The following is a 26,625-nucleotide window of genomic DNA, read 5'->3' on the forward strand; positions in this document are numbered from 1 at the left end:
ATTGTGACGTACATTTTGCAGAACGCCTTTTGAGGCATGCTCTGATAAATTTAGAAAATCGAGGAAAATGTTATGGAAAAATACAGCAGAATCAAAGCATTGATTTCTCTTGATGCAATCAGATATAATTTTGAACAGATGAAGAAGAACATAAAAGAGGGAACAAAGATCATCGCAGTGATCAAAGCGGATGCATATGGTCACGGTGCAGTACCTATTGCGAGAATGCTTGAGGAATTTGATTATATATGGGGATTTGCTGCGGCTACAGCCCAGGAGGCATTACAGCTTCGAAAAGCCGGGATCACAAGACCGATTCTGATCCTGGGACTGGTATTTGAAGAATATTATAAGAAACTTGCTGAAAATGATGTGCGCATGGCCGTCTGTGATTATGAGACTGCCAGGAAATTTAACAAAGCTGCTGAAGCAGCGGGCAAAAAAGGTCTGATCCATCTGGCTGCGGATACCGGCATGACCAGGATCGGATTTAAGGACAGCGAAGAGAGTCTGGAGGAAATCCGCAGAATTGCAGCTCTTCCCAATGTGGAAATTGAAGGTTTATTCACTCACTTTGCAAGAGCAGATGAATACGACCGTACCCCGGCAATGGTTCAGCTGAAACGATATCTTGATTTTGCGGATCTTCTGGAAAAAAATGGAATCCATATTCCACTGCATCACTGTTCCAATAGTGCCGGAATAATCCGTGTACCGGAAGCCAACCTGAATATTGTCCGTGCCGGAATTACCATTTATGGAATTTATCCCTCTGAGGAAGTGGAAAAAGACATTGTAATGCTGAAACCTGTAATGTCCCTAAAGAGTCATGTTTCCTACGTGAAAGATGTGGAGCCGGGGGTTCAGGTAAGCTACGGTGGAACCTACACGACAGATCATGTTACAAAGATGGCGACGATTCCTGTTGGATATGCAGATGGATACCCAAGAATGCTTTCTAATAAAGGCTGGGTTCTGATTCATGGAAAAAAAGCGCCGATCTGTGGCAGAGTCTGTATGGATCAATTTATGGTAGATGTGACAGAAATCCCGGATGTAAAGACAGGGGATGAAGTGACACTGCTTGGAAAAGATGGGGATGAGGTTATCAGTGCAGATACACTGGGAGATCTGTCCGGCCGTTTTTCTTATGAATTTGTATGTAATATCAGCAAACGTGTGCCAAGAATCTATATCCGCGATGGGAAAGAGTGCGGCGAGCTGACATATTTTGACTGAGCATACCCAGACAAATTGTGACGCGTATCCTTTGGAAAGCCTTTTGCAGGTATGCGTCAGGTAAGAACAATATAGACGGAAAGGGTTCCGTTACCGGCTTTTATAAGAACCCGTAACGAATTACGGGAAAAATACCACACATGTATACACATGAAAAAAGTTGGAAATACTTATTTTCAGAAAAGTAAAAGTAAAACGGAGTGTGAATTGTGTGGTAATTAAAAGAGGGGATATTTTTTATGCGGATCTTCGGCCCGTGGTGGGAAGCGAGCAGGGAGGTATCCGACCGGTACTTATTATTCAGAATGATGTAGGCAACAGACATAGTCCTACCGTGATCTGCGCAGCGATTACATCCAAAATGAACAAGGCGAAGCTGCCCACCCATATTGAGATTGATGCATCGGCCTATGGAATTGAAAAAGATTCTGTAATTTTGTTAGAACAGCTTCGCACCATTGACAAGAGAAGATTAAAAGATAAAGTATGTCACCTGGACGGTCCTATGCTTGACAAGGTGAACCATGCTCTTGAAATCAGCCTGGAGCTTACATTCTCTTGACGAAAAGAAACTTTAGTGATATAGTTGTAAAGTCTCAGCGGCATTGACTGCCGCAATTGCACATTCGTGCTGCTGTGGAATAAGGAAGCAGCAGTATGTTTTCGTTACTGTGAAGATAATAAGCAGTAACGCTGTCTAGGAGGAACAAAGGTTTAATATATGGAATCTGGCAGTAGTATGCCCCTGGCGGGCTTTGTCATTTTATTATTGCTTTTGTGGCTGAATGGTATTTTTTATGGATTTTCAGCTGCAGTGCACAATCTGAGCGAAAACGAAGTGGAGAAACGGGCGCAGGAAGGAGATAAGAAAGCAGTCTTTCTTCTTTCCCTGATCAACAATCCTGTTTCATTTGTCAATGCGATTCCGCTGATTGTTATGGCTTCCGGAGTCTGTTTCGGAGCATTTATCGTTCCATGGGCTACCGAGACCTTTCATCCCTACATAAAGCATTTGGCTGCATTGATCCTGGTGCTTGCACTGGTGATCATTCTGCTTGCGTCTCTTGGTATTCTTACATTCAGGAGAATCGGAACCTATCACCCGGAAAAATATGCATATCGGTATATGAAGATTGTAGGATTTTTTACCAGGATCCTGTATCCTTTTACTATGTGCGTAACCTTTATTGCCAAGCTGGCAGCAAGGCCATTTGGTGTTGCTTTTAATCAGTCAGAGGATCCGGTGACGGAGGAAGAGATCATTTCCATTGTAGATGAAGCCCATGAGCAAGGTGTCATTGAGGAAAACGAAGCAGAGATGATCCAGAATATCATGGAGTTTACGGACACTGAAGCCAAGGACATTATGACGCATCGCAAGAATGTGATCGCATTTGATGAGGAGGACAATCTTCAGACCATTGTGGATACCATGCTTGAGGAAGGAAATTCCCGTTATCCTGTATTTAGAGAGACGATAGATAATATAGTAGGAATTATTCATTATAAAGATGCTTTGAAATTTCTCACCAGGAATTCCTGGGCGAAGTTCAAACCCCTTAAGGATCTGCCGGGATTGATCAGAGAAGCTTCTTTTATTCCGGAGACAAGGGGAATCAGTGATCTTTTCAAATCCATGCAGATGAAGAAAATTCATATGGCAGTGGTAGTGGACGAGTATGGACAGACTTCAGGAATTGTCTCAATGGAAGATATTCTGGAGGAAATCGTAGGAGATATTCTGGATGAATACGATGAAGACGACAGTACGTTCCGGACGCAGAAGGATAACAGTGTGATCATTGACGCACTGGCGTATCTGGAAGATGTAGCGGAAGAGCTTGGAATTGATTTCGGTAAAGTGGAATTTGAGACCTTAAATGGTTATCTGACGAATCTTCTTGGACATATTCCCACAGAAGATGATCTGGATAAAGAAATTGTTGTAAACGGCTACCGTTTCAGAATTCTTTCCCTTGGCAACAAAACCATCGGAAAGGTGCGGGCCGAAAAGATAAAAAAAGAACCAAAAGGAGAGGATAAGAAATGTCAGGACATTCAAAATTCGCAAACATAAAGCACAAGAAAGAAAAAAACGATGCTAAAAAAGGAAAAATCTTTACCATCATCGGTCGTGAGATCGTAATGGCTGTTAAAGCAGGTGGTCCGGATCCGAACAACAATGGTAAGCTTCGTGACGTTATTGCAAAGGCAAAGGCAAACAACATGCCAAACGATACCATTGAGCGTGGTATTAAGAAAGCAGCCGGTGCTGATTCCGCAGACAGTTATGAGAAAGCTGTATACGAAGGATATGGTCCGAATGGTGTTGCCATCATCGTTGAGACTCTGACTGATAACAAGAACCGTACAGCCAGCAATGTAAGAAACGCTTTTACAAAGGGTAACGGAAGCATTGGAACCCAGGGCTGTGTATCCTATATGTTCGATCAGAAGGGTCAGATCATCATCGACAAGGAAGAGTGCGAGATGGACGCTGACGAACTGATGATGACCGCTCTTGATGCAGGTGCTGAGGATTTCAACGAAGAAGAGGACAGCTATGAAGTTCTCACTGCTCCGGATGATTTAGGTGCAGTACGCGAGGCTCTTGAGGCCGCAGGTATTCCGCTTCTTGAGGCACAGGTTGCCATGATCCCGCAGACAACTGTTGAACTGACAGATGAGAAATCCCTTAAGGATATCCAGAGAATCCTTGATCTTCTGGATGATGACGACGATGTAACAGATGTATGGCATAACTGGGACGAATAATTTAATCAGATTTGCAGATACTACCTCCATACGATTGTGTGGAGGTATTTTTTATGCAGCAAAGAGAGGATAATGAAGCAGAAAGTGAAAAAAAAGAATCTGTAGAAAAAGAAGAACAGCAAAATAAGCAGATCCGTGATATGGGACAGGTTATTTTAAATGAGAATTCCAATAAATACAAAGTGGAACTTCTGACGATCATCGGTGAGGTAGAGGGGCACGAATCGGCGCCGTCTCACAGCAAAACTACCAAATATGAGCATGTTTTGCCAAAGCTTGCCATGATCGAGGATGACAAGTCTGTGGACGGGCTTCTGGTTTTGCTTAATACTGTGGGCGGTGACGTGGAAGCTGGTCTTGCCATTGCAGAGATGATCGCCTCTTTAAGCGTGCCCACAGTGTCCCTGGTACTTGGAGGCGGTCACTCCATTGGTGTTCCCATGGCTGTATCTGCAGATTATTCTTTTGTAGTTCCCAGTGCCACCATGGTGATCCACCCTGTTCGCACAAATGGCATGTTTATTGGCGTCGCCCAGTCCTACCGCAACATGGAGAAAATCCAGGACCGGATCACCACCTTCATTTCCAGTCACACTCACATGTCCCAGGAAAGACTGGAAGAACTAATGCTGGACACTACGCAGCTGGTAAAAGATGTGGGAACTATGTTAGAAGGTCCGGAGGCAGTGAAAGAAGGTCTAATCGATGAAGTTGGAGGAATGAAAGAAGCTCTTGGGAAATTATATGATTTAATTGGGAAAGAGAAAAGCAAATCCCCTGAAAAATGAAAAATTATACATTTTTTGGAAAAAATATAAGAAAAACAGGAGAATTTTATTTTACTAACCTGTCTTTTTGTGCTATAGTGTTATAGGATATGACCGACACAAGTGTCCATACAGCGGACATATACATGAAGTGACGGTTAAATATAGGTTACTGCCCGCGGAGTGAGCAGCAACAAATATAGTACTTCAGGAGGGAACTATGTATAAGATACTCAACGCAGAGAAACTTTCTGCAAATGTTTTTCTTATGGATGTGGAAGCTCCTCGTGTGGCTAAGCATTGTCTGCCTGGCCAGTTCGTCATCGTGAAAATGGACGAAGTAGGAGAGAGAATTCCGCTTACAATCTGCGACTATGATGCAGAGAAAGGTACTGTAACAATCGTTTTCCAGCCGGCTGGTGCTTCAACAACCAGAATGGCTCAGCTGAAAGCAGGCGATTACTTCGAAGATTTTGTTGGACCTCTGGGACAGCCATCTGAGCTTTGCCATGAAGATCTCGAAGAGCTTAAGAAGAAAAAAATCGTTTTCGTAGCAGGTGGTGTTGGTACAGCTCCTGTATATCCTCAGGTGAAATGGCTTCACGAGCATGGCATTACCGCTGATGCGATTGTTGGTGCCAAGACAAAGGATCTCCTTATTCTTGAGGACAAGATGAAAGAAGTATGTAATCTGTATGTTACTACAGATGATGGTTCTTATGTACGTAAAGGTATGGGTACAGATGTACTTCGTGACCTTGTGCAGAATCAGGGCAAAGAGTATGATCTCTGCGTTGCAATCGGACCGATGATCATGATGAAATTTGTCTGCCTGTTAACAAAAGAACTGAACATTCCTACAGTTGTCAGCATGAACCCGATCATGGTAGACGGAACCGGTATGTGCGGAGCCTGTCGTTTAATGGTTGGCGGCGAAGTGAAATTTGCCTGCGTAGACGGACCGGAATTTGATGGACATAAAGTTGATTTCGACCTTGCCATGAAGAGACAACAGATGTATAAGACCGAAGAGGGACGTGCTCTTCTGAAGCTTCAGGAAGGCGATACCCATCACGGCGGATGCGGACATTGTGGAGGTGACAAATAATGGCAGATGTATTAAAGAAAGTACCAGTCAGAGAGCAGGCTCCTAAGGTTCGTGCTACTAACTTTGAAGAGGTTTGCCTTGGTTACAATAAAGAAGAGGCAATGGAAGAAGCAAACAGATGCCTTGGCTGTAAGAAAGCAAAATGTATGGAAGGATGCCCGGTATCTATCAATATCCCAGGCTTCGTTCATGAAGTAAAAGAAGGAAACTTTGAAAAAGCTTACCAGATCATCGGTGAGTCCAGTGCTCTTCCGGCTGTTTGCGGACGTGTATGTCCTCAGGAGACACAGTGCGAGGGTAAATGTATCCGCGGTCTGAAAGGGGAAGCTGTTTCCATTGGTAAACTGGAGCGTTTCGTTGCTGACTGGGCGAAGGAGAATGGTATCAAACCAGTTCCGGCTGCACAGAAGAACGGACATAAAGTTGCAGTGATCGGTTCCGGTCCTTCCGGACTTACCTGCGCCGGAGATCTTGCAAAGATGGGTTACGATGTAACAATCTTCGAGGCACTTCACAAAGCTGGTGGAGTTCTTGTTTATGGTATTCCGGAATTCCGTCTTCCAAAAGACAAAGTAGTTGCAGCAGAGGTTGAGAACGTAAAATCTCTGGGTGTTAAGATTGAGACCAACGTTATCATTGGTAAATCCGTAACAATCGACGAGCTTCTTAAAGATGAGGGCTTTGAGGCTGTATTTATCGGATCCGGTGCCGGACTTCCTATGTTCATGGGAATCCCGGGTGAGCAGGCTAACGGTGTATTCTCCGCTAACGAGTACCTGACACGTAACAACCTTATGAAAGCATTCCGTGAGGATTATGATACTCCAATCGCACATGGCAAGAAGGTTGCTGTTGTTGGTGGTGGTAACGTTGCTATGGACGCTGCAAGAACTGCACTTCGTCTTGGCGCAGAGGTACATATTATTTATCGTCGTTCAGAAGCAGAGCTTCCTGCACGTAAAGAGGAAGTTCATCACGCAAAAGAAGAGGGCGTACAGTTTGATCTTCTCTGCAATCCTGTTGAGATCCTTACAGATGACAAAGACTGGGTAACCGGTATTAAATGTATCCGTATGGAGCTTGGCGAGCCGGACGCTTCCGGAAGAAGACGCCCTGTTGAGATTCCTGGTTCTGAGTTTACCATCGACGTTGATACTGTTATCATGTCCCTTGGTACAAGCCCGAACCCGCTGATTTCTTCTACAACCATCGGTCTTGATGTAAACAAGAGAAAATGTATCATTGCTGACGAAGAGTTTGGTAAGACTTCAAAAGAAGGCGTATATGCTGGTGGAGATGCTGTTACAGGTGCTGCCACTGTTATCCTTGCTATGGGAGCAGGTAAAGCAGGTGCACGCGGCATCGATGAGTATATTAAGAGCAAATATGCAAAATAAAAGCTGCTGGCCTCAAAATGGACAGTAACAAATATATGCACCTTTTTTCTGAGAAGTAAGAAGGTATGAGTTCCCTGTCTGGGATTTCGGTTTGAAATCTCAGGCAGGGTTTTTTCTATATATTATAGCGTGTTTGAAAAATCATTCCTGCAATCTGCAGACAAAACAGTCGTTCGATTAAAGTTGTATCTTTGCCTGCTTTGTGGTATAATAGGTACGCTTGACGGGTTTTCGCGGCCCGTCTTATCCCAAAGAAAAGGAAATATTGAATATGTCAGTTTTACAGGCGATTTTATTAGGAATTGTTCAGGGAATCACGGAGTTTCTTCCTGTGAGCAGTTTCGGACATCTGGCAGCCATAGAAAATGCAATGGGAATTACACGAAACACTGCAGTCCTTTTTGAAGTGCTTCTTCACATAGGCACGATGGTGGCAGTTTTTTTTGCATTCCATGAGGATCTTCGCCGGATCGGAGAGGAGCTTCTGGGCATGATCATGGATATAATCGGGAATGTAAATATCTATTTTCACAACAGGAAAACCGGTGAGAATCTCCACTATGCCAGAGTGGTGCACGGAACATACCGTAAATTTACAGCGATTATGGCTGTATCATTTATTCCCACAGCATTGCTTGGATACATTTGCAGAAGACTGGTGACAAGAGCGGCGATTTCCCCGCTTCTTCCAGGAGCATGTATCCTTGTGACAGGAGTGTTTCTTCTTGTGACAGACCTCAGTAATATCGGTGGAATCAAGACACCGAAAGATGTGACTTATGACAATGCCATGTGGATTGGAATTTGTCAGGGGATTTCCGTATTTCCAGGTATATCCAGATGTGGAATGACGATTTGTGCAGGCTTATTATGCGGTTTCAGCAGGAAATTTGCAGTGAAATATTCTTATCTTATCAGCATTCCGGCAGTTCTGGGCTCTCTTTTTCTGGAGCTTGGACAGTTTACCACGCCAAAGATGAGTGTGTCTCTTGGATTTACCTATGTCTTTGGTATGATCGTGGCGGGAGTAGTTGGATATTTTATGATACGCAATCTGCTCCGCATTTTGCAGCATGCGAAACTGCGCTATTTCGCATTTTACTGTTTTGTGGCAGGAGCCATAGCGCTTATTAGCAATTTTGCATAACTGTCCGGCAGGAAAGCTTACAGAAACACGGATCGGTTACAAATTTGCCTGATGAAGGGGGAACTTTTTAATGGCAGCGTCTAATACGCCGAAGAAATCAACAACCAAACGTGGTACATCCGCGAAGAAAAAATCTTCCGCACGTACTCAGTCTAAAAAGAATACAGCAGGAAAGCAATCAATATCCAGCGGCTTTCAGACGGAAATCATACTTCTGGTGCTGATGGCGGCAGCGATCATTCTTATGGTAAGTTGTGTCGGACTTGGTGGAAATGTCGGAGGAAGCATCAGCAAGGTACTCATGGGAGTAATGGGACTGATGGCTTATATTTTTCCCGTTGTACTTTTTATTATGGCAGCATTTCTGATCTCCAATAAGGGAAATGTGCTTGCTTATAAAAAAACAGCCGCCGCCGCAGTTCTGTTTCTGATCTGCTGTGGACTGGCACAGCTTTTTACAGAAGGCTATACAGAGAGTACAACTCTTGCAGAATATTACAGGATTAGTTCTGAGTATCGTACTGGTGGCGGAGCCATTGGAGGCGCAATCTGTATTTCTACAATCTCCGCATTTGGAACCATCGGTGCTTATGTGATCATTGTACTTGTGATCCTGGTATGTTTGATCCTGATCACGCAGCATTCTTTCCTGGGATTTTTGTATAAGGTTTATGATAAGATCCTGGAAGCTGTGAAGGGGCAGCAGGCGCTCTATCAGGAGGGAGCACCGGAGCGTCAGCTGAAGAAGCAGCTGAAAGTCCAGCAGCGCCAGCTGGCAGCCCAGGAGCGCCGTGAGAAAAGGATGCAGGAGCTGGAAGCTGCACTTGCCGAAGAAGGGATTGCTTCAGATATGGTGGAAGAACCATCCCGTTTTGAGAAAAAGGCAGCCAAACAGAAAGGGAAAAAGGCTTCCAGGACAGCTGGAAATGATTCCAGGGCAAATTCCCGGATGAGAATGCGTGGAAATAACCAGACCCGGGGCAGAAGAGGAGAAAACCTGGATTCTACAAGCTTTCTTGCAGGGACAGATTTATTTGAAGATAGAAATTCCGAGGAAAGCGGGGAATCTGTGGATCAGGAATTTCCTTTAAATCCAGAGAATGCCATGAATCCGGGAGATGCAGGATCACTGGAGAATATGACTACAGTGAATGGAGAATTTTCCGAGAGTGCTTCTGCTCAGAATCTTCCGATTAATACAGGAAAGTATGTGGATATCAGTGAGTATCGGGTCCAGGATGATAATCTGTCAATTGATGACAGAGAATCACAGGAGGAAACACAGCTGCAGTTTGCAATTCACCGTTCTGAGCCAGAGCAGTCAGACGAGCCAGATCTGAATACGAGCGCCTCCTCTGGACAAGATGATCCTGTACCGTCATATTCTATGGAAAAGGATACCACGGAAGAGGACGGTACTGTCTATATGAAAAATCCAGTTAGCAGTGACCAACCAGCTGAGGCAGAGGAAGAAGAAAACAGTTATGATGGAGTGGATTTTAATGAAGCTATGGCTACCATGCAGAATGCAGTTGCTTTGACGAGAGATACTTCTGGCGCAGCAGGTGGCGCTGCCCATGGATCTCCGGCAACTTCTGGCTTCCACTCTTCTGAAGCTTCTGACGAAATGGCAGCGGGGAATGGAGTTTCGGATGAAACTACTTCCCGTCAGTCGGCGAAGAATCCTAAGTCTTCCAGGCAGGAGATTGCCAACGGAATTGTAAATATCCAGCATGAGATCAAAACCCAGGAAGCGGCGGTGAAAAAGGAATATCAGTATCCGCCTGTGAATCTTCTGAAACGTGGAAATGGGAAATCCCAGGGAGATTCTGATTCCCATCTTCGAAAGACAGCTCAGAAATTACAGGAAATCCTGTATAATTTCGGAGTAAATGCCAAGGTTACAAACGTAAGCTGCGGACCTACAGTTACCAGGTATGAGCTGCAGCCGGAAATGGGTGTAAAGGTAAGCAAGATCGTAGGTCTCTCTGATGATATCAAGCTGAATCTTGCCGCGCCGGATATCCGTATCGAAGCTCCGATCCCGGGTAAAGCAGCTGTAGGTATCGAGGTGCCAAATAAAGAACACAGTGCGGTTATGCTCCGTGATCTGATCCAGAGCCCGGAGTTTATGAATGCCAAATCCAAGCTGGCTTTTGCTGCTGGTAAAGATATTGAGGGTAAGACGATCGTGGCAGATATTGCCAAGATGCCCCACCTTCTGATCGCAGGTTCCACCGGATCTGGTAAATCTGTTTGTATCAATACACTTATTATCAGTATTTTATATAAAGCCAAGCCAGACGAGGTTAAGCTGATCATGATTGACCCGAAAGTGGTAGAGCTTAGTGTTTATAATGGTATCCCGCATCTGTTCATTCCGGTTGTCACAGATCCGAAGAAAGCTGCGGGGGCTCTGAACTGGGCAGTAAATGAGATGAGTAACCGTTACAATACTTTTGCAGAGTATGGGGTACGAAATCTGGAAGAGTTTAACCGCAAGATTGAGAAGATGAAGTTCCCGGAGGGAGAGCAGCGCCCTGAGAAAATGTGTCAGATCGTCATTATCGTAGATGAGCTTGCAGACCTTATGATGGTTGCACCAGGGGATGTGGAGGACGCTATTTGTCGTCTGGCCCAGCTGGCCCGTGCTGCAGGCATCCATCTGGTTATTGCTACCCAGAGACCGTCTGTCAATGTTATTACCGGTCTTATTAAGGCGAACATGCCGTCACGTATTGCCTTTGCTGTCACTTCCGGTGTGGACTCCAGAACCATTCTGGATATGAACGGCGCAGAGAAGCTTCTTGGTAAAGGAGATATGCTGTTTTATCCGCAGGGCTACCAGAAGCCTGCCAGACTGCAGGGAGCCTTTGTTTCAGATGACGAAGTCAGCAATATTGTGGATTTCCTTGCAGATAAAAATCCACGGACAGATTACGACAATAAGATTGAACAGCAGATGAACAATGCGGTTCTTACAGCTGGCGGAAGCTCCGGCGGCAATGAGCGGGATGTCTATTTCGAGCAGGCGGGTAAGTTCATTATTGAGAAGGAAAAGGCTTCCATCGGTATGCTGCAGAGAATGTATAAGATTGGATTTAACCGCGCAGCCCGTATTATGGACCAGCTGTGCGATGCAGGGGTTGTAGGACCGGAAGAGGGCACCAAGCCACGTAAGGTACTTATGTCTATGGAGGAATTCCAGACATATGTGGAAGAACATTTATAGGAAATTAATTCATGTTATGAAAATTTGTATATAAATAATAGCACAGAGCCTGTCTAAATACGTTTAAAATAAACTATGAGGACGGATTATCAGAAGTATGAATTGGAGTAATAGTTAAGAAAATATAATACATGTAAAGGAGACAATAAAAATGGTAAAACATATGGTAATGTGGTCATTTAAAGAAGAGATTCCTGAGGAGAAGAAGCCTGAATTAAAAGCACAGATCAAAGAACATCTTGAAGGTCTGGTTGGTGTTGTGCCAGGGCTCATTAAGGCAGAGGTTGTTACAGACCTTCTTCCATCCAGCACACGTGATTTGTGCCTGATCACTGAGCTGGAGAGCGCTGAGGCACTGGCTGCCTATGCAGTAAATCCGAATCATGTTCATGTTGCGGACACTTACGTAAGACCAAATGTATGCGACCGTGTAGCAATGGACTTTGAGGTGTAAATGGAAATTCGTATTATCACAGTTGGAAAAATTAAAGAGAAATACCTGAATGACGGAATTGCAGAGTACGCCAAGCGCCTTGGCCGCTACTGTAAGTTGAATTTTATCCAGGTGCCAGATGAGAAGACTCCGGATAAAGCTTCCGATGCGCTGAACCGTCAGATCAAAGAGACGGAGGGCAATCGGCTTCTTAGCCATATTCGCGATACAGATTATGTGATTGCACTTGCTATAGAGGGTAAAATGCTGGATTCTGTAGAGCTTTCTGACCTGATTGCCAGATTAGGCGTTCAGGGAAAAAGCAGCATTGCCTTTGTGATCGGAGGATCACTTGGGCTTTCTGATGCTGTTTTGAAACGGGCAGATTATAAGCTCAGTTTTTCAAGAATGACGTTTCCGCATCAATTGATGCAGATGATTCTGTTGGAACAAATTTACAGGGGATATCGGATTATGAATCATGAGCCTTATCATAAATAATGAGATTTCATTTTTGTAAAGTTCCATAAATGATAATTACAGACACAAGAACTCCCAGATGTTAGAGCATGTTCGAGACAGCTAACATCCGGGAGTTTATTAGTTTACACGAGCAATCAGTCAAAACCTAAAGCCGACGTTTGTGTAAGTTTCTGGCGATTGCTGCCATAACGCGCAAAACGTGTGGTGTACGGTTTGTTAAAGCTTGCAATATATTTGAAGATAAATTTGGAAGTGGTACTTAAATTCCACTTGTACGGATAGATTCCACAGCCTCTTTGATTTTCTCTGGTGGAAGTACCAGCGCGAAGCGCACATATCCTTCCCCATGAGGACCAAAGCTTGCGCCAGGAGTAACGATGACACCGGCTTTTTCCATTAATTCCATACAGAATGCCATGCTGTCCGTGCGTTTTCCCGGAAGCTTTGCCCATACGAACATAGTTCCTTTGCCGTTTGGCTTCTCCCAGCCAATGGAAGCAAGTCCGTCGCATAGAGCATCACGGCGTGCCTGGTATTGTCTGCATTGTTCTTTTACGCTGTCAAGAGGTCCCTCAAGAGCAGCGATAGCAGCTTTCTGGATTGGCAGGAACATACCGAAATCGATCTGGCTGCGAAGCTTTTTAAGAGCAGAGATGATTTCTGGATTTCCAATGAGAAAGCTGATTCTGGCGCCGGTTACGTTAAAGGATTTGGAAAGGCTGAAAAACTCAACACCAACCTCCCGCGCACCAGGAGTGGCAAGAAAACTTCCACCTTCCTCACCATCAAAGATAATGTCGCTGTATGCATTATCATGGATAATTAAAATATCGTATTTTTTTGCAAATGCAACAATTTCTTCATAAAGTCCTGGTGTGGCAATGCTTCCTACCGGGTTGGATGGAAGAGAGACTACCATGTAACGGGATTTGCGAGCCACATCTTCTGGAATATCCTTTACATATGGCAGGAAATCATGCTCTGCTACAAGCGGGTAGTAGTAAGGAACTGCGCCTCCTAATTTGCTTCCTGCTGCGAAAACCGGATAGCACGGATCTGGAAGAAGAACCACGTCTCCCTCGTCGCATAAAGTCATGCCAAGATGTCCCATGCCTTCCTGACTGCCATAAACGGACATTACCATATCCGGTGTGATTTCCACATGGAAGCGCTTCTTGTAATATGCACAGACCGCATCCAGAAGCTCAGGCAGATCGCGGAGACTGTAACGCCAGTTCTGATCGTCAGCAGCAGCTTCCATCAGTGCTTTCTTAATATGATCCGGTGTATGGAAATCCGGCGTTCCAACACTCATGTTGTAGATCTTCTTTCCCTGTTTCTCAAGTTCAAGCCGCCTTTCATTGAGCGCGGCAAAAATTTCATCTCCAAATAAATTCAGTCTTTTGGAAAAATTCATCGTAAGTAAGCCTTCTTTCTCTCAAAATGCCAAACCAATAGGTTTATGCTAAAATCCTGTTTATTTTATCACAGTACTACAACAGAGTGCAAGACAAAAATGTATTTTCGGGAAAGACATTTGTATTGCTAATAGCAAACGAAAATGGATGGCTGCCGTGCACTGCCAGATTTAGGGGTAAAGTTCTTTTTTGTATAAATTTTAGAAAAAAATAGCAGCAGACACTTAAGCGGGCATTGTCTAAAAATAGAGAAACGTGTATAATTGGCTATATCAAACCAAGGGAGGAAAAGAAAATGAAGAAGTTTCTCGAAGAATTTAAGGAATTTTTTGCATGGTGAAAGCTCTGAATAAAGCAGCTGAGAAAATCCCCCCCCTTGATTTGAATAAAAAGACATGCGAGGACATAAATGAAAGACTACATGGCCCCTATGGAGGGCGTGACAAACTTTGTATACCGCCGGACTTATCACCGGTTTTATCATCCCATGGATAAATATTTTACTCCGTTTATTTCTGCCAAGCCGAAGAAAAACCTGAGCTTCCAGGAAATTTGCGAGGTGTCACCGGAGCGGAATGAGGGAATGTACGTGGTTCCCCAGATCCTGACCTGCAATGCAGATGATTTTATCCGTACTGCCCAGCTTTTGAAAGATGATTACGGACACCAGGAAGTGAACCTGAATCTTGGTTGTCCTTCTGGAACAGTTACAGCGAAGGGAAAGGGTGCCGGATTTCTGGCAGAGCCCCAGAAGCTGGATCAGTTCCTGGATCAGATTTTTTCGAAACTTGATATGAAAATTTCCATAAAGACCAGAATTGGAACTCACTACGAGGAAGACTGGGAGTATCTGCTGGCCATTTATGAAAAATATCCCATTCATGAACTGATCATCCACCCAAGGATTCAGACAGATATGTATCGCGGAGTGCCGCGGCTCGGAGCTTATGAGAAGGCTGTAAACCGTCTGAAAATGCCACTTTGCTATAATGGGAATCTGTTTTCTGCAGCTGATTATAAGCGGATTACAGAGCGTTTTCCAGACACTTGCTGCTTCATGTATGGAAGAGGGCTGATCACGAATCCGGGGCTGGTAACTGAGATCCGGGAAGGCATTCGTCCGAATAAAAAGACAGTAAGAGAATTCCATGATTGTCTTTTCGAAGAGTATCGGGAACTTCTTTCCGGCGAACGGAATGTGCTGTTCCGTATGAAAGAATTATGGAGCTATATGGCCGTTAATTTTACAAATTATGAGAAATATGCCAAGAAAATCAAGAAATCCCAGCATCTGTCAGAGTATTCGTCTGTGGTATCCAGTTTGTTTGCAGAGCAGGATTTGATAGATTAAGTATTTTGGATATTTAGAACGCTGAAAGGATCCCCCTTGGCGGGCTAAATAGCAATAAATAATTCGAAAGAGGAATAACATGTTAAATACCGATCGTTTTGAAGAATTTATATCTCAGTATCCCATTTATGAATACCGCCTTGTGGATACTGCTGAAATAGAGGTAAGGGAGCGGGTGCGGATCATCTGCAAACAGGAGTGTGAGCGCTATGGCACCACCTGGGCCTGTCCCCCTGCTGTGGGCAGCCTGGAAGAATGTGGGAAGCGAATCCACAGTTATCCAAATGGAATTCTTTTTTCCAGTGTGGCAGAGGTTTCTGATGTGATGAACATGGCGGAAATGCTTGCCACCCGAGATGCTCACGAGGAGCTGACTACAGAGGTAGCCGGATTTTTGAAAGGGGAGGGATTTGAGACATTTACCCTGTCCACTGAATCCTGCGATCTTTGCGAGCATTGTGCCTATTTAGACGGAAAGCCCTGTCGCTTCCCTGAGAAAATGCATCCCTGCCTGGAAAGTCACGGTGTAGTGGTAAATGAGCTGGTAGAGCATCATTCCATGGAATATAATCTTGGCGGAAATACCATTCTGTGGTTTTCTCTGGTGCTTTTTCGCCAGAGAGCGTGATCTGTTAACTGTAAATCAGAATGAAAAGAAAACCTCCCGCATAAGCTAGAGATAAAGACCGGGAGGCTTTTTTTATGTCTGTATCAGAACGTTTTATGACAGCTATGGAACTTCCTGGTGACCTGTCCTGTAAAGCCCCTATTATAACGATTACCGGACCGTCGCAGGTACAGATTGAAAATTATAAAAGCATCTTATCCTATACAAGCGAGAAATTAATCGTGGTTACCTGCCAGGGACGCGTGATCCTTCAAGGGAAAAATCTGGAAATATTTCATTACACTACTTGGGAAATGGAAATAAAAGGGCAGATTTTGTCGGTAATGTTAGAGCGTGTTTGAAAAATCATTCCCGCAGTCTGCAAGCTCCGGTTTGCGGTATATTTCACCTGAATTCAGTTGCCGTCCGGCAGTACATCGTAAATCCAATATAAATGGAGGCGAGATTAAAATGAATAACCCCGAAAAAATACTCCATGGATTTTTAGAACTTTCAGTATCCGGTGACCAGCTGGAACGCTTCCTGAATTTGTGCCACGCCAGAGCTGTCTCTTTGGAAAGAATCCGTTATCTGTCAGAAAAAAACATAACAACTCGCATTTCCATAAATGATTTCCGAAAACTCCTTCCCATACATAGAAAGACCAGAGTCCGTATCCATATTCTAAAAAAAAGAGGTCTGCCGTTTTTACTGCTCAGAATCCAAAAACGAAAGTGCTTTACAGCCGGGTTACTTCTTTGTGTGGTCTTGCTGCTCTGGCTCTCTGGCCACATCTGGAATATCCACATTGATGGAAATGTAAAAAATTCCACCCCTCAGCTTCTGGAATTTCTGAACCAGCAGGGAATTACCCATGGGATCCGTAAAAATCAGGTTAACTGTACCCGGATTGCCGACCTTCTCAGGAAAAACTACCCGGATATTACTTTTGTTTCTGCCAGGGTTCAGGGTACCCGGCTTCTTCTTACCATTCAGGAAGAAAACCTCACAGAAGATATCCAGCAAACCAACTCCCCATGCAATCTGATTTCCGACCTGGATGGAAAAATTGTGAATATGGTTATCAGAAATGGAACTCCACTTGTTAAAACTGGAGACATTTGCAAACAAGGTGATATTCTGGTATCTGGCGAGGTGCCGATCCTGAACGACAGTCAGGAAGTTGTACGTGTGGAATACGTTCCGGCAGACGCAGACATCTATGTGCGTCATCAGATTGCCTATTATCAGGAGGTCCCCCTTTCCTATGAAAAAAAGGTTCAAAGCGGCACTTCAAAAACCAGCTGGTATTTTCGTGTTGGTGACTTCGTTTTTGGCGCAGATACAGGAAAAAAATCCAGATATATAACCTCAACGGAAGAAATCCCCTGGAAACTTACCGAGAATTTCGTCCTTCCTTTTTCCCTGGGAAAAATCACCCGAACACCTTATAAGATACAGAGCACAGTTTACACGAAAGAACAGGCTCAGAAGAAAGCAGTGCAGCAGCTGAGAATATATGAACAAAAACTTCTGAATAAAGGAATCCGGATTGCAGATTCCCGGTTGTCTGTCACATTTGACAGTACAAATTGTACTGTGCAGGGTACATTGACAGTAGATGAAAAAAGCGGAAAGAAGCAGAATATAGAATTCAGTCAGGAATCATAAGTGTTGAAAAACAATCTTTAGAGTGGTATACTTTTACCCAGAGATATTTTTGAACAGACACAAGGAGGAGCAGTTTTTGAAATCCACGAATATAGAGATTGACTCATTAGATATTTTACAGGAGCTTTTTGGAATCAATGATAAGCTGATCAAGGTGATTGAGAATCGTCTTGGCGTATCCATTACCCAGAGAAATTCCTGCATTACCGTAAGTGGGACTAATGACGGCAGGATACATTCAGCTGTGAATATTATTGAAGCCATGAAGGAAGCTCTTGAAAAACAGCAGCAGCTTTCCGTGGATATGATCCATCGTTTTCTGGATGAGACCGAGGAAGAGGATGACAGCGAGGAGGATATTGCAGACAGCACCCGCAAGGTGCTGGGGGATGCAGTGACTTTGAATTATAAGAATATTCCAATTCGAACTAAGACAATTGGACAGAAAAATTATATCACTGCTTTGAAGAACAATACGGTTACTATCTGTATCGGACCTGCCGGTACAGGTAAAACATACCTGGCAGTTGCTTATGCGGCAGAGCTGTACCGGAATGACGAGATTGAGAGAATCATTCTCAGCCGTCCGGCCATTGAAGCGGGCGAGAAGCTTGGTTTCCTTCCGGGAGATTTACAGGAGAAGGTTGATCCTTATCTGAAGCCGCTTTACGATGCACTAAATGACGTATTCGGGCCAGATCAGGCTGCGAAGTTAAGAGAACGGGGAATCATTGAGGTTGCACCTCTTGCATATATGCGAGGCCGTACTTTGAATAACAGTATGATCATCATTGATGAGAGCCAGAATGCCACACTTCCTATTTTGAAAATGGCACTTACCCGTATTGGTACTGGTTCTAAGATGATTCTTACCGGCGATGTAACACAGATCGACCTTTCCAAAGAGACGGATTCCGGACTTCAGAAGTGTGCTTCTATTTTGAAAAATGTAGACGATATTGCTACTATTTCCCTGACGAACCGTGATGTTGTCCGCTGCAAGATCGTGAAGGACATTGTTAAAGCATTTGAGAAAGAGGAAGCGAAAGCCCAGGAAAAGACCCAGAAGCGGGCAGTTCGGCGGACAAGCCGGTAATTGGGAAGCCAGGACAAAATTTTCAGTAAATGACAATCAATATCCTGTGGGAAGATTAATTTGAAACTGAAATGTGAATTTTACAGAATAATTCAAACAAAATAGTAAAATTGAACATATGGTGTCGCCTGTTTGAGAAATCAGGCAGATGTCATACAGGAGGAATAAGTTTTGGTAACAATAGAATACGAATGCGAGACCGATTTTGACCTTGGACTTGACTGTCCGGCGCTTGCGAAGATGGTTGCAGAGAAGGTGCTTGACATGGAGAAATGTCCATGGGATGCACAGGTAAATTTGGTTCTCACAGATAATGAAGAGATTAAAAGGGTAAATACAGAGTTCCGTGGCATTGAGAGAGCTACTGATGTTCTTTCTTTTCCAATGCTGCCATTTGAGACACCGGCAGATTATTCTGTGGCTGAAGATGATGAGTCCTGCTTTGATCTTGACAGTGGAGAGCTTCTTCTGGGAGATATTATGATTTCTGCAGAACGTGCTGCTGCCCAGGCAGAAGAGTATGGACACAGTGTAAAGAGGGAATTTTGCTTCCTAGTTGCACATAGTATGCTACACCTTCTGGGATACGATCACATGACTCCGGAGGAAGCCGCAGATATGGAAGCACGCCAGGCGAAGGCACTGGAGGAACTTGGAATTACCCGTTAAATTTTTTTGTGCATGACCCTATAACTGGAGAGGCTTTTGCTGTTTGCCGGTTACTGTTCACTGGTAACGTTCCGCGAGGTGTTTTTTGTGAACAAAGTTCACAGAAAACCCGAGAGTTGCGGCGCGAAATCATGCAAAGCATGATTTCTGTGCATCGCGAAGCGCGTTACTGTGAACGGAGTGAACAGTAACGTTTGCCGTGAATAAGTTACTATGAAAGTTCCGGATGGCAGTTGCAAAGCGACTGATTTTCATATAAGGTGATGTCATCAGCAGGTGGCATTACCATTCCGGATGTATTTATAAGTGGCGGTTTCTGCAGTTTCTGTTCAGTTAGAAGGTTAAATATATATGCATAAGGAGGAGAAGACATGAAGAAAAAAATATTTAAACTTCTCACAGGAATGTTGCTTTCCTGCGCACTTGCAGGATCCACAGTAGCGGTACAGGCAGAGGAAGCCGGGACAGATACCGTGAAGAGTTATCTTACCGGAGAGGATGTATCTGTCGGCATTGGCCACAGACGTCCCATCGCAGTTATGCTTGGCAACGATACCAATGGCGCTCCACAGAGCGGAACTGAGAACGCAGGAGTCATTTATGAAGCACCGGTAGAGGGAAGCATCACCCGTCTCATGGCGATCATCGAGGACTATGACAATATTCCAAGGATCGGTTCTGTGCGAAGCTGCCGTGATTACTTCCTGTTCTATGCAAATGAGTATGATGCCATCTATTCTCATTATGGACAGGCTGTATATGCACTTCAGTATCTGGACCAGCACCTGATCGACAATCTGAACGGACTTACACTTGGAAATGCTTACTATCGCAGCACTGACCGTGTAGCACCGCACAATGCTTACACTGATTTCTCCCATCTTCAGGCAGGAATCCAGAGCCAGGGCTATAGCCAGGATTATAAAGAGGACTATAATGGTCATTTCCAGTTTGCACCGGAAGGAACTGAGACAACCCTGGATGACGGAGTTTCTGCAAATGTTGTGAAGCTTGATAATTTCGCTTATAACCATCCGTGGTTTGAGTACAATGCAGAGACTAAGGAGTACAGCCGCTTCCAGTTTAATGCACCGCATATTGACCAGAACACAGGTAATCAGCTGACATGTGAGAATATTATTTTACAGTATTCCAACTATGTTCCATATGATCCAAATGGTTATCTGAACGTAGATACCCAGTCCGGAGGTGAGGGCAAATACATCACCAGAGGCAAGGCAATCGACATCCACTGGACAAAGGATTCCCAGTGGGGAATCACTCATTATTATGATTCCAATAATCAGGAGATTCAGCTGAATCCTGGAAAAACATGGGTCGAGATCGTGCTGAATGATTCTGTAGGTTCTGTGTCTTTACAGTAAAATAAATTAAAAATGGAGAGGGACGTCATAAGATAAGGCGTTCCTCTTTTGTATTTACGTGAAAAACATGCTCTAGAGCCTGTCTGCACGAGCGCATGATGCAAATGAACGCGTTTTGACTTGATTTGCAAAAGTGATAGGACGATCAAAACACGGTAGAGCTCTTTCAGACTATGCAATATTTTACAGAAACAATAATTCTACACGTTAAAATGTGAAATTTTTCTGAAATTAAGAACTGTTTACCTGAAACCATGGACGAAATGAAAAAAATGATGTAAGATAAGAAATTGATATGTATGAAAACTACATGGAAACATAATAACGGAGTTGACAAATAAAATGAATGATCGGGAAAGACTGAAAGATAAAAAACGTATTGTAATCAAGATTGGAAGTTCCTCTCTTACCCATGCTGAAACTGGCAAGCTGAATCTTCGGAAACTGGAGATTCTGGTAAGGGAATTGGGCGATCTTCGAAATCAGGGTAAGGATGTGGTTCTGGTATCTTCAGGAGCCATCGCTGTTGGAGCAGCAGCTCTTGGATTTAAAGAGAAGCCACAGGAGCCTCGTCAGAAGCAGGCGTGTGCAGCGGTTGGACAGGCCAGACTTATGATGATTTACCAGAAGCTGTTTGGAGAATACAATCAGATGGCAGGTCAGATCCTGATGACCAAAAATACCATGGTAAACAACGCCAACCGCAAAAATGCAGAGAACACGTTTAATGAGCTTTTATCCATGGGTGTGATCCCTATTGTTAATGAGAATGACTCTATTTCCACCTATGAGCTTCAGTCTCTGGAAAAATTCGGAGACAACGATACCCTTTCTGCAGTGGTAGCTGCTCTTATAGGGGCAGATCTTCTGATCCTTATGTCAGACATAGACGGACTTTTTACAGATGATCCGAATACAAATCCAGATGCGAAATTTATTGACATGGTAGAAACATTGGACGATGAACTTCTTAACATGGGAAAATGCTCCTCCGGAAGCAAAGTGGGCACTGGAGGAATGGCTACCAAGCTTACAGCTGCCAGAATTGCCACAGCTGCCGGTACCGACATGGTAATTGCCAATGGCGGCGATTTTCATAATATTCACCGCATTGTGGAGGGCGACCCCTGCGGTACATTGTTTGTTGGAAAGAAAAAGGAAGAGTTTTTCCTGATCGATTATATTGAAAAATTGCTGTAACTGTTCAGTATCTTCACAGTTACAATTGCTTTAAGTTTTTGTATAAATTAAAATTACATAGAACATTCTCAGGAGGAGTATATTATGGACAGCACAAAAATCGACAGAATCAACACCCTTCACCATAAGGCACAGAGCGTAGGCCTTACAGAAGAAGAGAAAAAAGAACAGGCAGAGCTGCGCAAGGAGTATATTGCCACCATTAAGATGAACCTTAGAAATCAGCTGGATAATATTGATGTAAAGGAAGCCGATGGTACGGTTGTGAATCTTGGAGAAAGATATGGAAGAAAAAAGACTCATTAGAAAGCAGATTTTTGCAGCCAGAAAGCAGTGCAGCGATGCGCAGGTAGAAGAATGGAGCCATCAGATTACAGATCAGGTGCTGAAACTCTCAGAGTTTGTGAAGGCTAAGCATATTCTGGCTTATGCAGATTACAATCATGAAGTAATGACCAGATATATCATTGAGGAAGCCTGGAAAGCAGGAAAAGAAGTGGCAGTCCCGAAGGTTGTGGGAAAGGATATGATTTTTTGCCGCCTTACTGATTTTTCTCAGCTAGAGCCTGGATATTTTGGAATTCCGGAGCCTGTCAGAGGCGAGATCGTGAAGTGGGAGGATGCTCTTATGGTCATGCCTGGTGTAGCTTTTGATCCTGAGAACAACAGAGTGGGATATGGCGGCGGCTTTTATGACCGCTTTTTAGAAAAACATCCTGATATTACCAGACTGGCAGTGGCTTTTGATTTTCAGATCCTTGATCTGGTGCCCACAGAACCTACGGACATTTGTCCTCAGATCATTGTGACACAGAGTAAAGTTTACCGGAGGGAGGACTTATAAATGAATGAAATGCTGGAAACTCTTGGCAGGAATGCCAAAGAGGCAGAAATCGTTCTTCGAAACCTTGATACAGCTAAGAAAAATCAGGTTCTGGAGGCTGTTGCAGACAGCCTTGTTGCAGATTCGAAAGCACTTCTTACAGCAAATGCCATTGATGTAGAGAATGGCAGGAAGAATCAGATGCCAGAAGGACTGGTAGACCGTTTGATGTTGACAGAAGCCAGAATTGCAAGCATGGCAGAGGGGCTTCGTCAGGTTGCGGCACTGGAAGATCCTATCGGGGAAGTGACCGGGATGAAAAAACGTCCCAACGGACTTCTCATTGGACAGAAGAGAGTCCCTCTTGGAGTGATCGGAATCATCTACGAGGCAAGACCAAATGTGACAGCAGATGCTTTTGCCCTTTGCTTTAAAACTGGCAACGTGGTGATCTTAAAGGGTGGTAGTGATGCCATCCATTCCAATACTGCTATTGTGGATTGCATCCGCAGAACCCTGGATGAGAATGGAATTACGAAAGATGCGATCCAGCTGATCTCTGATACTTCAAGAGAGACTGCCGGAGAATTCATGAAGATGAATGAATATGTGGATGTACTGATTCCACGAGGAGGCAAAGGTCTTATTAAAGCAGTAGTAAATAACAGCACGATTCCTGTAATCGAAACTGGTACCGGAAACTGCCATATTTATGTGGATGAGAGCGCAGATCTTCAGATGGCGGCAGACATTGTGATGAATGCCAAGACACAGCGGGTGGGTGTCTGCAATGCCTGTGAGTCTCTTCTGGTGCATGAGAAAGTGAAGGATGCTTTCCTTCCGGTTCTTGCAGAGCGCCTTCGGACAAAGAATGTGGAGATGCGTGCTGACGAGGAAGCGAAGGCTTTGATCCCAGACGCAGTCACTGCCACTGAGGAAGACTGGGGTACAGAATATCTGGACTATATACTTTCTATAAAAGTAGTTGGATCTGCAGATGAAGCGATTCGCCACATCAATCGCTACAATACAGGCCATTCAGAGGCAATTATTACCAGAGATTACAACAATGCCCAGAAATTCCTGGATGAAGTAGATGCAGCTGCTGTATATGTGAATGCTTCTACAAGATTTACGGATGGTTTTGAGTTTGGTTTTGGTGCCGAGATCGGAATCAGCACCCAGAAGCTTCATGCCCGTGGCCCCATGGGACTTCTGGCACTTACTTCCACAAAATATATCATTTATGGAAACGGACAGATTCGTCCTTAGGTTTGATTTTTGAACTGAGATATGTTATACTAGACTTCGATGTTAATATTTAATATGGGGGACTCATTTATAAGGAGGACTTTTTAAAATGAAGAAAAAGCAACTTTTGGTATTCATTATGGCGGGAAGCCTTGTAGCCGGAATGTCTCCGGTGACAATGGCATTTGCAGAGGCAGATACCCAGACCGTGACAATAGAGGACACAGTAGCTGTTGCCGCAGAGTCAGAAGAAGGAGAAGCAGCAGCTGAACCAGTGCAGGATATTTCAGATGCCGCAGCAGATACACCTGTGGAAGAACCTGCACAGGCAGCAGATACGCCGACTGCAGAACCAACCCAGGCAGCTGCAGACACACCGGCAGCAGAACCAGCTCAGGCAGCGGATGCGGTTGTGGATGATGGCTTTAACAGCGGAGATACTGCTGAGCTGACTTTGGAGGAAGAGGAGAGTGCTACCCCTACTCCTGAGACCACTGGTCAGATTATCCTGAAGGCAGCAGATGGAACCCAGACATCCTATTCCACATTAGCAGAGGCAATTGCGGCAGCCCCGGTTAATATTGGCAAGGATGGTGAAGTTACCCAGATCCTTGTAACCGGAACTGTAGAGATCAGTGAGACTGTTGTGATCGATCAGAATAAGAATATCTCTATTGCAGCAGCTGCGGATGGAACTACTATTAAACGTGCAGCCGGATTTTTAGGAGATATGTTTAAAGTAAAAGATGAGTCCACTTCTTTCCAGTTTGGTACAGGCAAGGAGGGTGAGACTGTTTTAAGTCTGACTGTAACAGGAGCACTTGACCAGGGGGATGCAACAGGCTCCATTATTTCTGTGGAGGGCGGTTACTTCGGATTGTCCGATGGTGTAACCCTGACAGGAAACAGAACCAGTGCGCCGGGAGCTGCAATCTGTAATTCTGGCGGAAGCATCGGACTGGCAGGTGGTACTATCACAGGAAACCAGTCTGAAGGTATTGTAAATGAAGCTGCTGAAATTACAGGTGGAGCTATTTACAGTCTGGGCGAGATCCGTGTTTCCGGCGCCGTAATTGTAAAGGATAACAAGGACGATGGTCTTAATGATAACAGTATTGTTTTAGGCGGTGATAACGCATGTATCGCAGCAATTGGCCAGCTTGCTGAAACAGCAGACCTTCAGGTAAGAAGAAGTGACGCAGCTGCCGGAAAGATTATTGTAAAGGTCGGTACGGATGCGAATGGTACTGCACTTACTACTATGGAGAATATTCTGGCACATGTTCATTATCTGGACACTACAGAGTATACCATTAACAACCAGACTGGAGCACTTGAGTCTGTTACAGCTCCTGTTAGTACTATGACGCTGACCGCAGATTCTATTTCCTGGAATAAGGCGTATGAGCATACTGTTGATCTGACCTTCCATACCAATGATGCTGGTGTTGGAGGAAGATATTATGTGACCTGGGTGAAGAAATCTGATTCTACACCTGGATTCGAAGCAGTAAAGAGCAATTATAAGAGCTCTGGAGATATTGCAAGCTCTGCAAGTGTACAGTTGACAGATGTAGCTTATGATACAGCCATTAAAGTAGTTGTATATGCTGAGGATTCCAAGGGACTTGAAGCAGTTGCGCCACTTGTACTCACATTAAAGGCGAAAGCAAGCACTCCCACAGAAACTCCGATTACTACTACACCGACGCCAACTACTCGTGCAACCATTAACCCGTCTGTCAGCGAAAGCAAGGTAACAGGTCTTGAAAAAGCACTGGCATTCTACCCGAAGCAGATGTACAATTTCACAGTAACTGGCGCCGGAACTGACAATACAAACCCGATCAAAGGTGATACCAAGTGGATCCCGTATGGCTGGAGCATGTCCGCGAAGAACATTGACACCGGATATCAGAAGAGCTGGTCTATCGGAAATGTAAATGGTATCAAGCAGGCGAAGACCTTTAGAATGTATATCTTCTTCCAGAAGTACATATACAATGGATCCGAATGGGAAGCTACCGGCGTGAAGGAAGCTCTCCCTACAGAATTTAAGTCCAAGGCAATCGACTTCACAGTAACTCCATCCGGCACAATCACGCCAACTGCAACAGCCGGTTCTGGTTCCGGCGGTTATGATTATAACGGAACAGGTAGCGGCGATGGAGATGGAACAGATGGCGATGATGCAGAGAACCATGACGGAACAGACAGCGATACCGGTTCTACATCTGCAACAAACGCGAGAACAGCCGATAACTCCCCGATTGCCACTATGATGATGCTTGCAAGTCTTTCTCTGGTAGCTGGAGGTTATGTTATCGTCAGAAAGAGAAAAAAAGAAATCTAAGAAAATCTATGGCATATGAATAACCATGCATTTTGATCAGAAGTTTTTCTGACAGCAAAATAATAAGAAACATACATTAGGCAGGTCTTTTGACCTGCCTTTTTGCATATAATAATACAGGCAGCGGGGGGACAGGCTATAGCGTGTAAAAAAAGGCCTTCTGCAAGATGTACGTTACACTTTGTTGGAATGATTTTTCAAACACGCTCTAGAGATGAAA

25 protein-coding genes are annotated in these 26,625 nt (G+C 44.3%); 24 read left to right on the plus strand and 1 reads right to left on the minus strand.

Features of this window, described 5'->3' with window-relative positions; all coding sequences use genetic code 11:
• Positions 1-72 precede the first annotated feature (72 nt).
• The 11 genes from alr (at position 73) to rlmH (ending at position 12,599) form a co-directional block, all read left to right on the plus strand.
• Complete coding sequence (gene alr / locus PGQ38_RS04345) at positions 73-1,239, plus strand: alanine racemase (RefSeq protein ID WP_118578404.1); 1,167 nt, start codon at positions 73-75, stop codon at positions 1,237-1,239.
• Between the two features lie 211 nt (positions 1,240-1,450).
• Complete coding sequence (locus PGQ38_RS04350; RefSeq protein ID WP_021926628.1) at positions 1,451-1,801, plus strand: type II toxin-antitoxin system PemK/MazF family toxin; 351 nt, start codon at positions 1,451-1,453, stop codon at positions 1,799-1,801.
• A gap of 159 nt (positions 1,802-1,960) precedes the next feature.
• Positions 1,961-3,316 carry a hemolysin family protein gene (locus PGQ38_RS04355; protein ID WP_173715577.1) on the plus strand — a complete coding sequence of 452 codons (1,356 nt, stop codon included), beginning with the start codon at positions 1,961-1,963 and terminating at the stop codon, positions 3,314-3,316.
• Positions 3,286-4,014 (plus strand): YebC/PmpR family DNA-binding transcriptional regulator, encoded by a 729-nt coding sequence (locus PGQ38_RS04360; RefSeq protein ID WP_270430882.1) that lies wholly within the window; start codon positions 3,286-3,288, stop codon positions 4,012-4,014. The genes PGQ38_RS04355 and PGQ38_RS04360 overlap by 31 nt, the downstream gene beginning before the upstream one ends.
• A gap of 53 nt (positions 4,015-4,067) precedes the next feature.
• On the plus strand, positions 4,068-4,802 hold the full coding sequence (locus PGQ38_RS04365; protein ID WP_118578400.1) for a ClpP family protease: 735 nt from the start codon (positions 4,068-4,070) through the stop codon (positions 4,800-4,802).
• A 199-nt stretch (positions 4,803-5,001) separates the two neighbouring features.
• Positions 5,002-5,889 carry a sulfide/dihydroorotate dehydrogenase-like FAD/NAD-binding protein gene (locus PGQ38_RS04370; RefSeq protein ID WP_118578399.1) on the plus strand — a complete coding sequence of 296 codons (888 nt, stop codon included), beginning with the start codon at positions 5,002-5,004 and terminating at the stop codon, positions 5,887-5,889.
• Entirely contained in the window at positions 5,889-7,286 is a 1,398-nt protein-coding gene (gltA, locus tag PGQ38_RS04375) for an NADPH-dependent glutamate synthase (protein ID WP_148462574.1), read from the plus strand. The genes PGQ38_RS04370 and gltA overlap by 1 nt, the downstream gene beginning before the upstream one ends.
• 271 nt (positions 7,287-7,557) lie before the next feature.
• Positions 7,558-8,433, plus strand: coding sequence for an undecaprenyl-diphosphate phosphatase (locus PGQ38_RS04380; RefSeq protein WP_118578397.1), 876 nt, complete (start codon positions 7,558-7,560; stop codon positions 8,431-8,433).
• A gap of 70 nt (positions 8,434-8,503) precedes the next feature.
• Positions 8,504-11,665, plus strand: coding sequence for an FtsK/SpoIIIE family DNA translocase (locus tag PGQ38_RS04385; RefSeq protein ID WP_270430883.1), 3,162 nt, complete (start codon positions 8,504-8,506; stop codon positions 11,663-11,665).
• A 151-nt stretch (positions 11,666-11,816) separates the two neighbouring features.
• Entirely contained in the window at positions 11,817-12,119 is a 303-nt protein-coding gene (locus PGQ38_RS04390) for a Dabb family protein (RefSeq protein ID WP_118578395.1), read from the plus strand.
• A complete protein-coding gene (gene rlmH / locus PGQ38_RS04395; RefSeq protein ID WP_118578394.1) occupies positions 12,120-12,599 on the plus strand; it encodes a 23S rRNA (pseudouridine(1915)-N(3))-methyltransferase RlmH in 480 nt (159 codons plus the stop codon).
• Between the two features lie 241 nt (positions 12,600-12,840).
• Here rlmH and PGQ38_RS04400 read toward each other — a convergent pair whose 3' ends face one another.
• The gene (locus tag PGQ38_RS04400) at positions 12,841-13,998 is read right to left on the minus strand and encodes a pyridoxal phosphate-dependent aminotransferase (protein WP_270430884.1); all 1,158 of its coding nucleotides are present in this window, start codon (positions 13,996-13,998) and stop codon (positions 12,841-12,843) included.
• A gap of 410 nt (positions 13,999-14,408) precedes the next feature.
• On the opposite strand from PGQ38_RS04400, the gene PGQ38_RS04405 reads away from it, so the two are divergent.
• From PGQ38_RS04405 to PGQ38_RS04460, 13 genes are all read left to right on the plus strand, one after another.
• Positions 14,409-15,350 (plus strand): tRNA dihydrouridine synthase, encoded by a 942-nt coding sequence (locus PGQ38_RS04405; RefSeq protein WP_118578392.1) that lies wholly within the window; start codon positions 14,409-14,411, stop codon positions 15,348-15,350.
• Positions 15,351-15,429: 79 nt separating this feature from the next.
• Positions 15,430-15,978: a DUF2284 domain-containing protein gene (locus PGQ38_RS04410; protein ID WP_118578391.1), complete on the plus strand. Its 549-nt coding sequence runs from the start codon at positions 15,430-15,432 to the stop codon at positions 15,976-15,978.
• Between the two features lie 74 nt (positions 15,979-16,052).
• The gene (locus PGQ38_RS04415; protein WP_118578390.1) at positions 16,053-16,319 is read left to right on the plus strand and encodes a YabP/YqfC family sporulation protein; all 267 of its coding nucleotides are present in this window, start codon (positions 16,053-16,055) and stop codon (positions 16,317-16,319) included.
• A 17-nt stretch (positions 16,320-16,336) separates the two neighbouring features.
• On the plus strand, positions 16,337-16,411 hold the full coding sequence (locus tag PGQ38_RS20445) for a DUF6783 domain-containing protein (RefSeq protein ID WP_368356834.1): 75 nt from the start codon (positions 16,337-16,339) through the stop codon (positions 16,409-16,411).
• Positions 16,412-16,428: 17 nt separating this feature from the next.
• Complete coding sequence (locus PGQ38_RS04420; protein WP_195477558.1) at positions 16,429-17,628, plus strand: sporulation protein YqfD; 1,200 nt, start codon at positions 16,429-16,431, stop codon at positions 17,626-17,628.
• Between the two features lie 76 nt (positions 17,629-17,704).
• The gene (locus PGQ38_RS04425; RefSeq protein ID WP_118578388.1) at positions 17,705-18,724 is read left to right on the plus strand and encodes a PhoH family protein; all 1,020 of its coding nucleotides are present in this window, start codon (positions 17,705-17,707) and stop codon (positions 18,722-18,724) included.
• 171 nt (positions 18,725-18,895) lie between these two features.
• A complete protein-coding gene (ybeY, locus tag PGQ38_RS04430; RefSeq protein WP_226840922.1) occupies positions 18,896-19,393 on the plus strand; it encodes an rRNA maturation RNase YbeY in 498 nt (165 codons plus the stop codon).
• Positions 19,394-19,764: 371 nt separating this feature from the next.
• A complete protein-coding gene (locus PGQ38_RS04435) occupies positions 19,765-20,778 on the plus strand; it encodes a DUF3048 domain-containing protein (protein ID WP_226814800.1) in 1,014 nt (337 codons plus the stop codon).
• 342 nt (positions 20,779-21,120) lie between these two features.
• Positions 21,121-21,978 (plus strand): glutamate 5-kinase, encoded by an 858-nt coding sequence (proB, locus tag PGQ38_RS04440; protein ID WP_173715582.1) that lies wholly within the window; start codon positions 21,121-21,123, stop codon positions 21,976-21,978.
• A gap of 84 nt (positions 21,979-22,062) precedes the next feature.
• Positions 22,063-22,284 (plus strand): DUF896 domain-containing protein, encoded by a 222-nt coding sequence (locus tag PGQ38_RS04445; RefSeq protein WP_118578386.1) that lies wholly within the window; start codon positions 22,063-22,065, stop codon positions 22,282-22,284.
• Positions 22,262-22,822, plus strand: coding sequence for a 5-formyltetrahydrofolate cyclo-ligase (locus PGQ38_RS04450; RefSeq protein ID WP_270430886.1), 561 nt, complete (start codon positions 22,262-22,264; stop codon positions 22,820-22,822). The genes PGQ38_RS04445 and PGQ38_RS04450 overlap by 23 nt, the downstream gene beginning before the upstream one ends.
• The gene (locus PGQ38_RS04455) at positions 22,823-24,073 is read left to right on the plus strand and encodes a glutamate-5-semialdehyde dehydrogenase (RefSeq protein WP_173715584.1); all 1,251 of its coding nucleotides are present in this window, start codon (positions 22,823-22,825) and stop codon (positions 24,071-24,073) included.
• An 88-nt stretch (positions 24,074-24,161) separates the two neighbouring features.
• Complete coding sequence (locus tag PGQ38_RS04460; RefSeq protein ID WP_270430888.1) at positions 24,162-26,405, plus strand: hypothetical protein; 2,244 nt, start codon at positions 24,162-24,164, stop codon at positions 26,403-26,405.
• Positions 26,406-26,625 lie beyond the last annotated feature (220 nt).

The sequence above is a fragment of the Blautia faecis genome, from assembly GCF_027662325.1.
GTDB lineage: Bacteria > Bacillota > Clostridia > Lachnospirales > Lachnospiraceae > Blautia_A > Blautia_A faecis.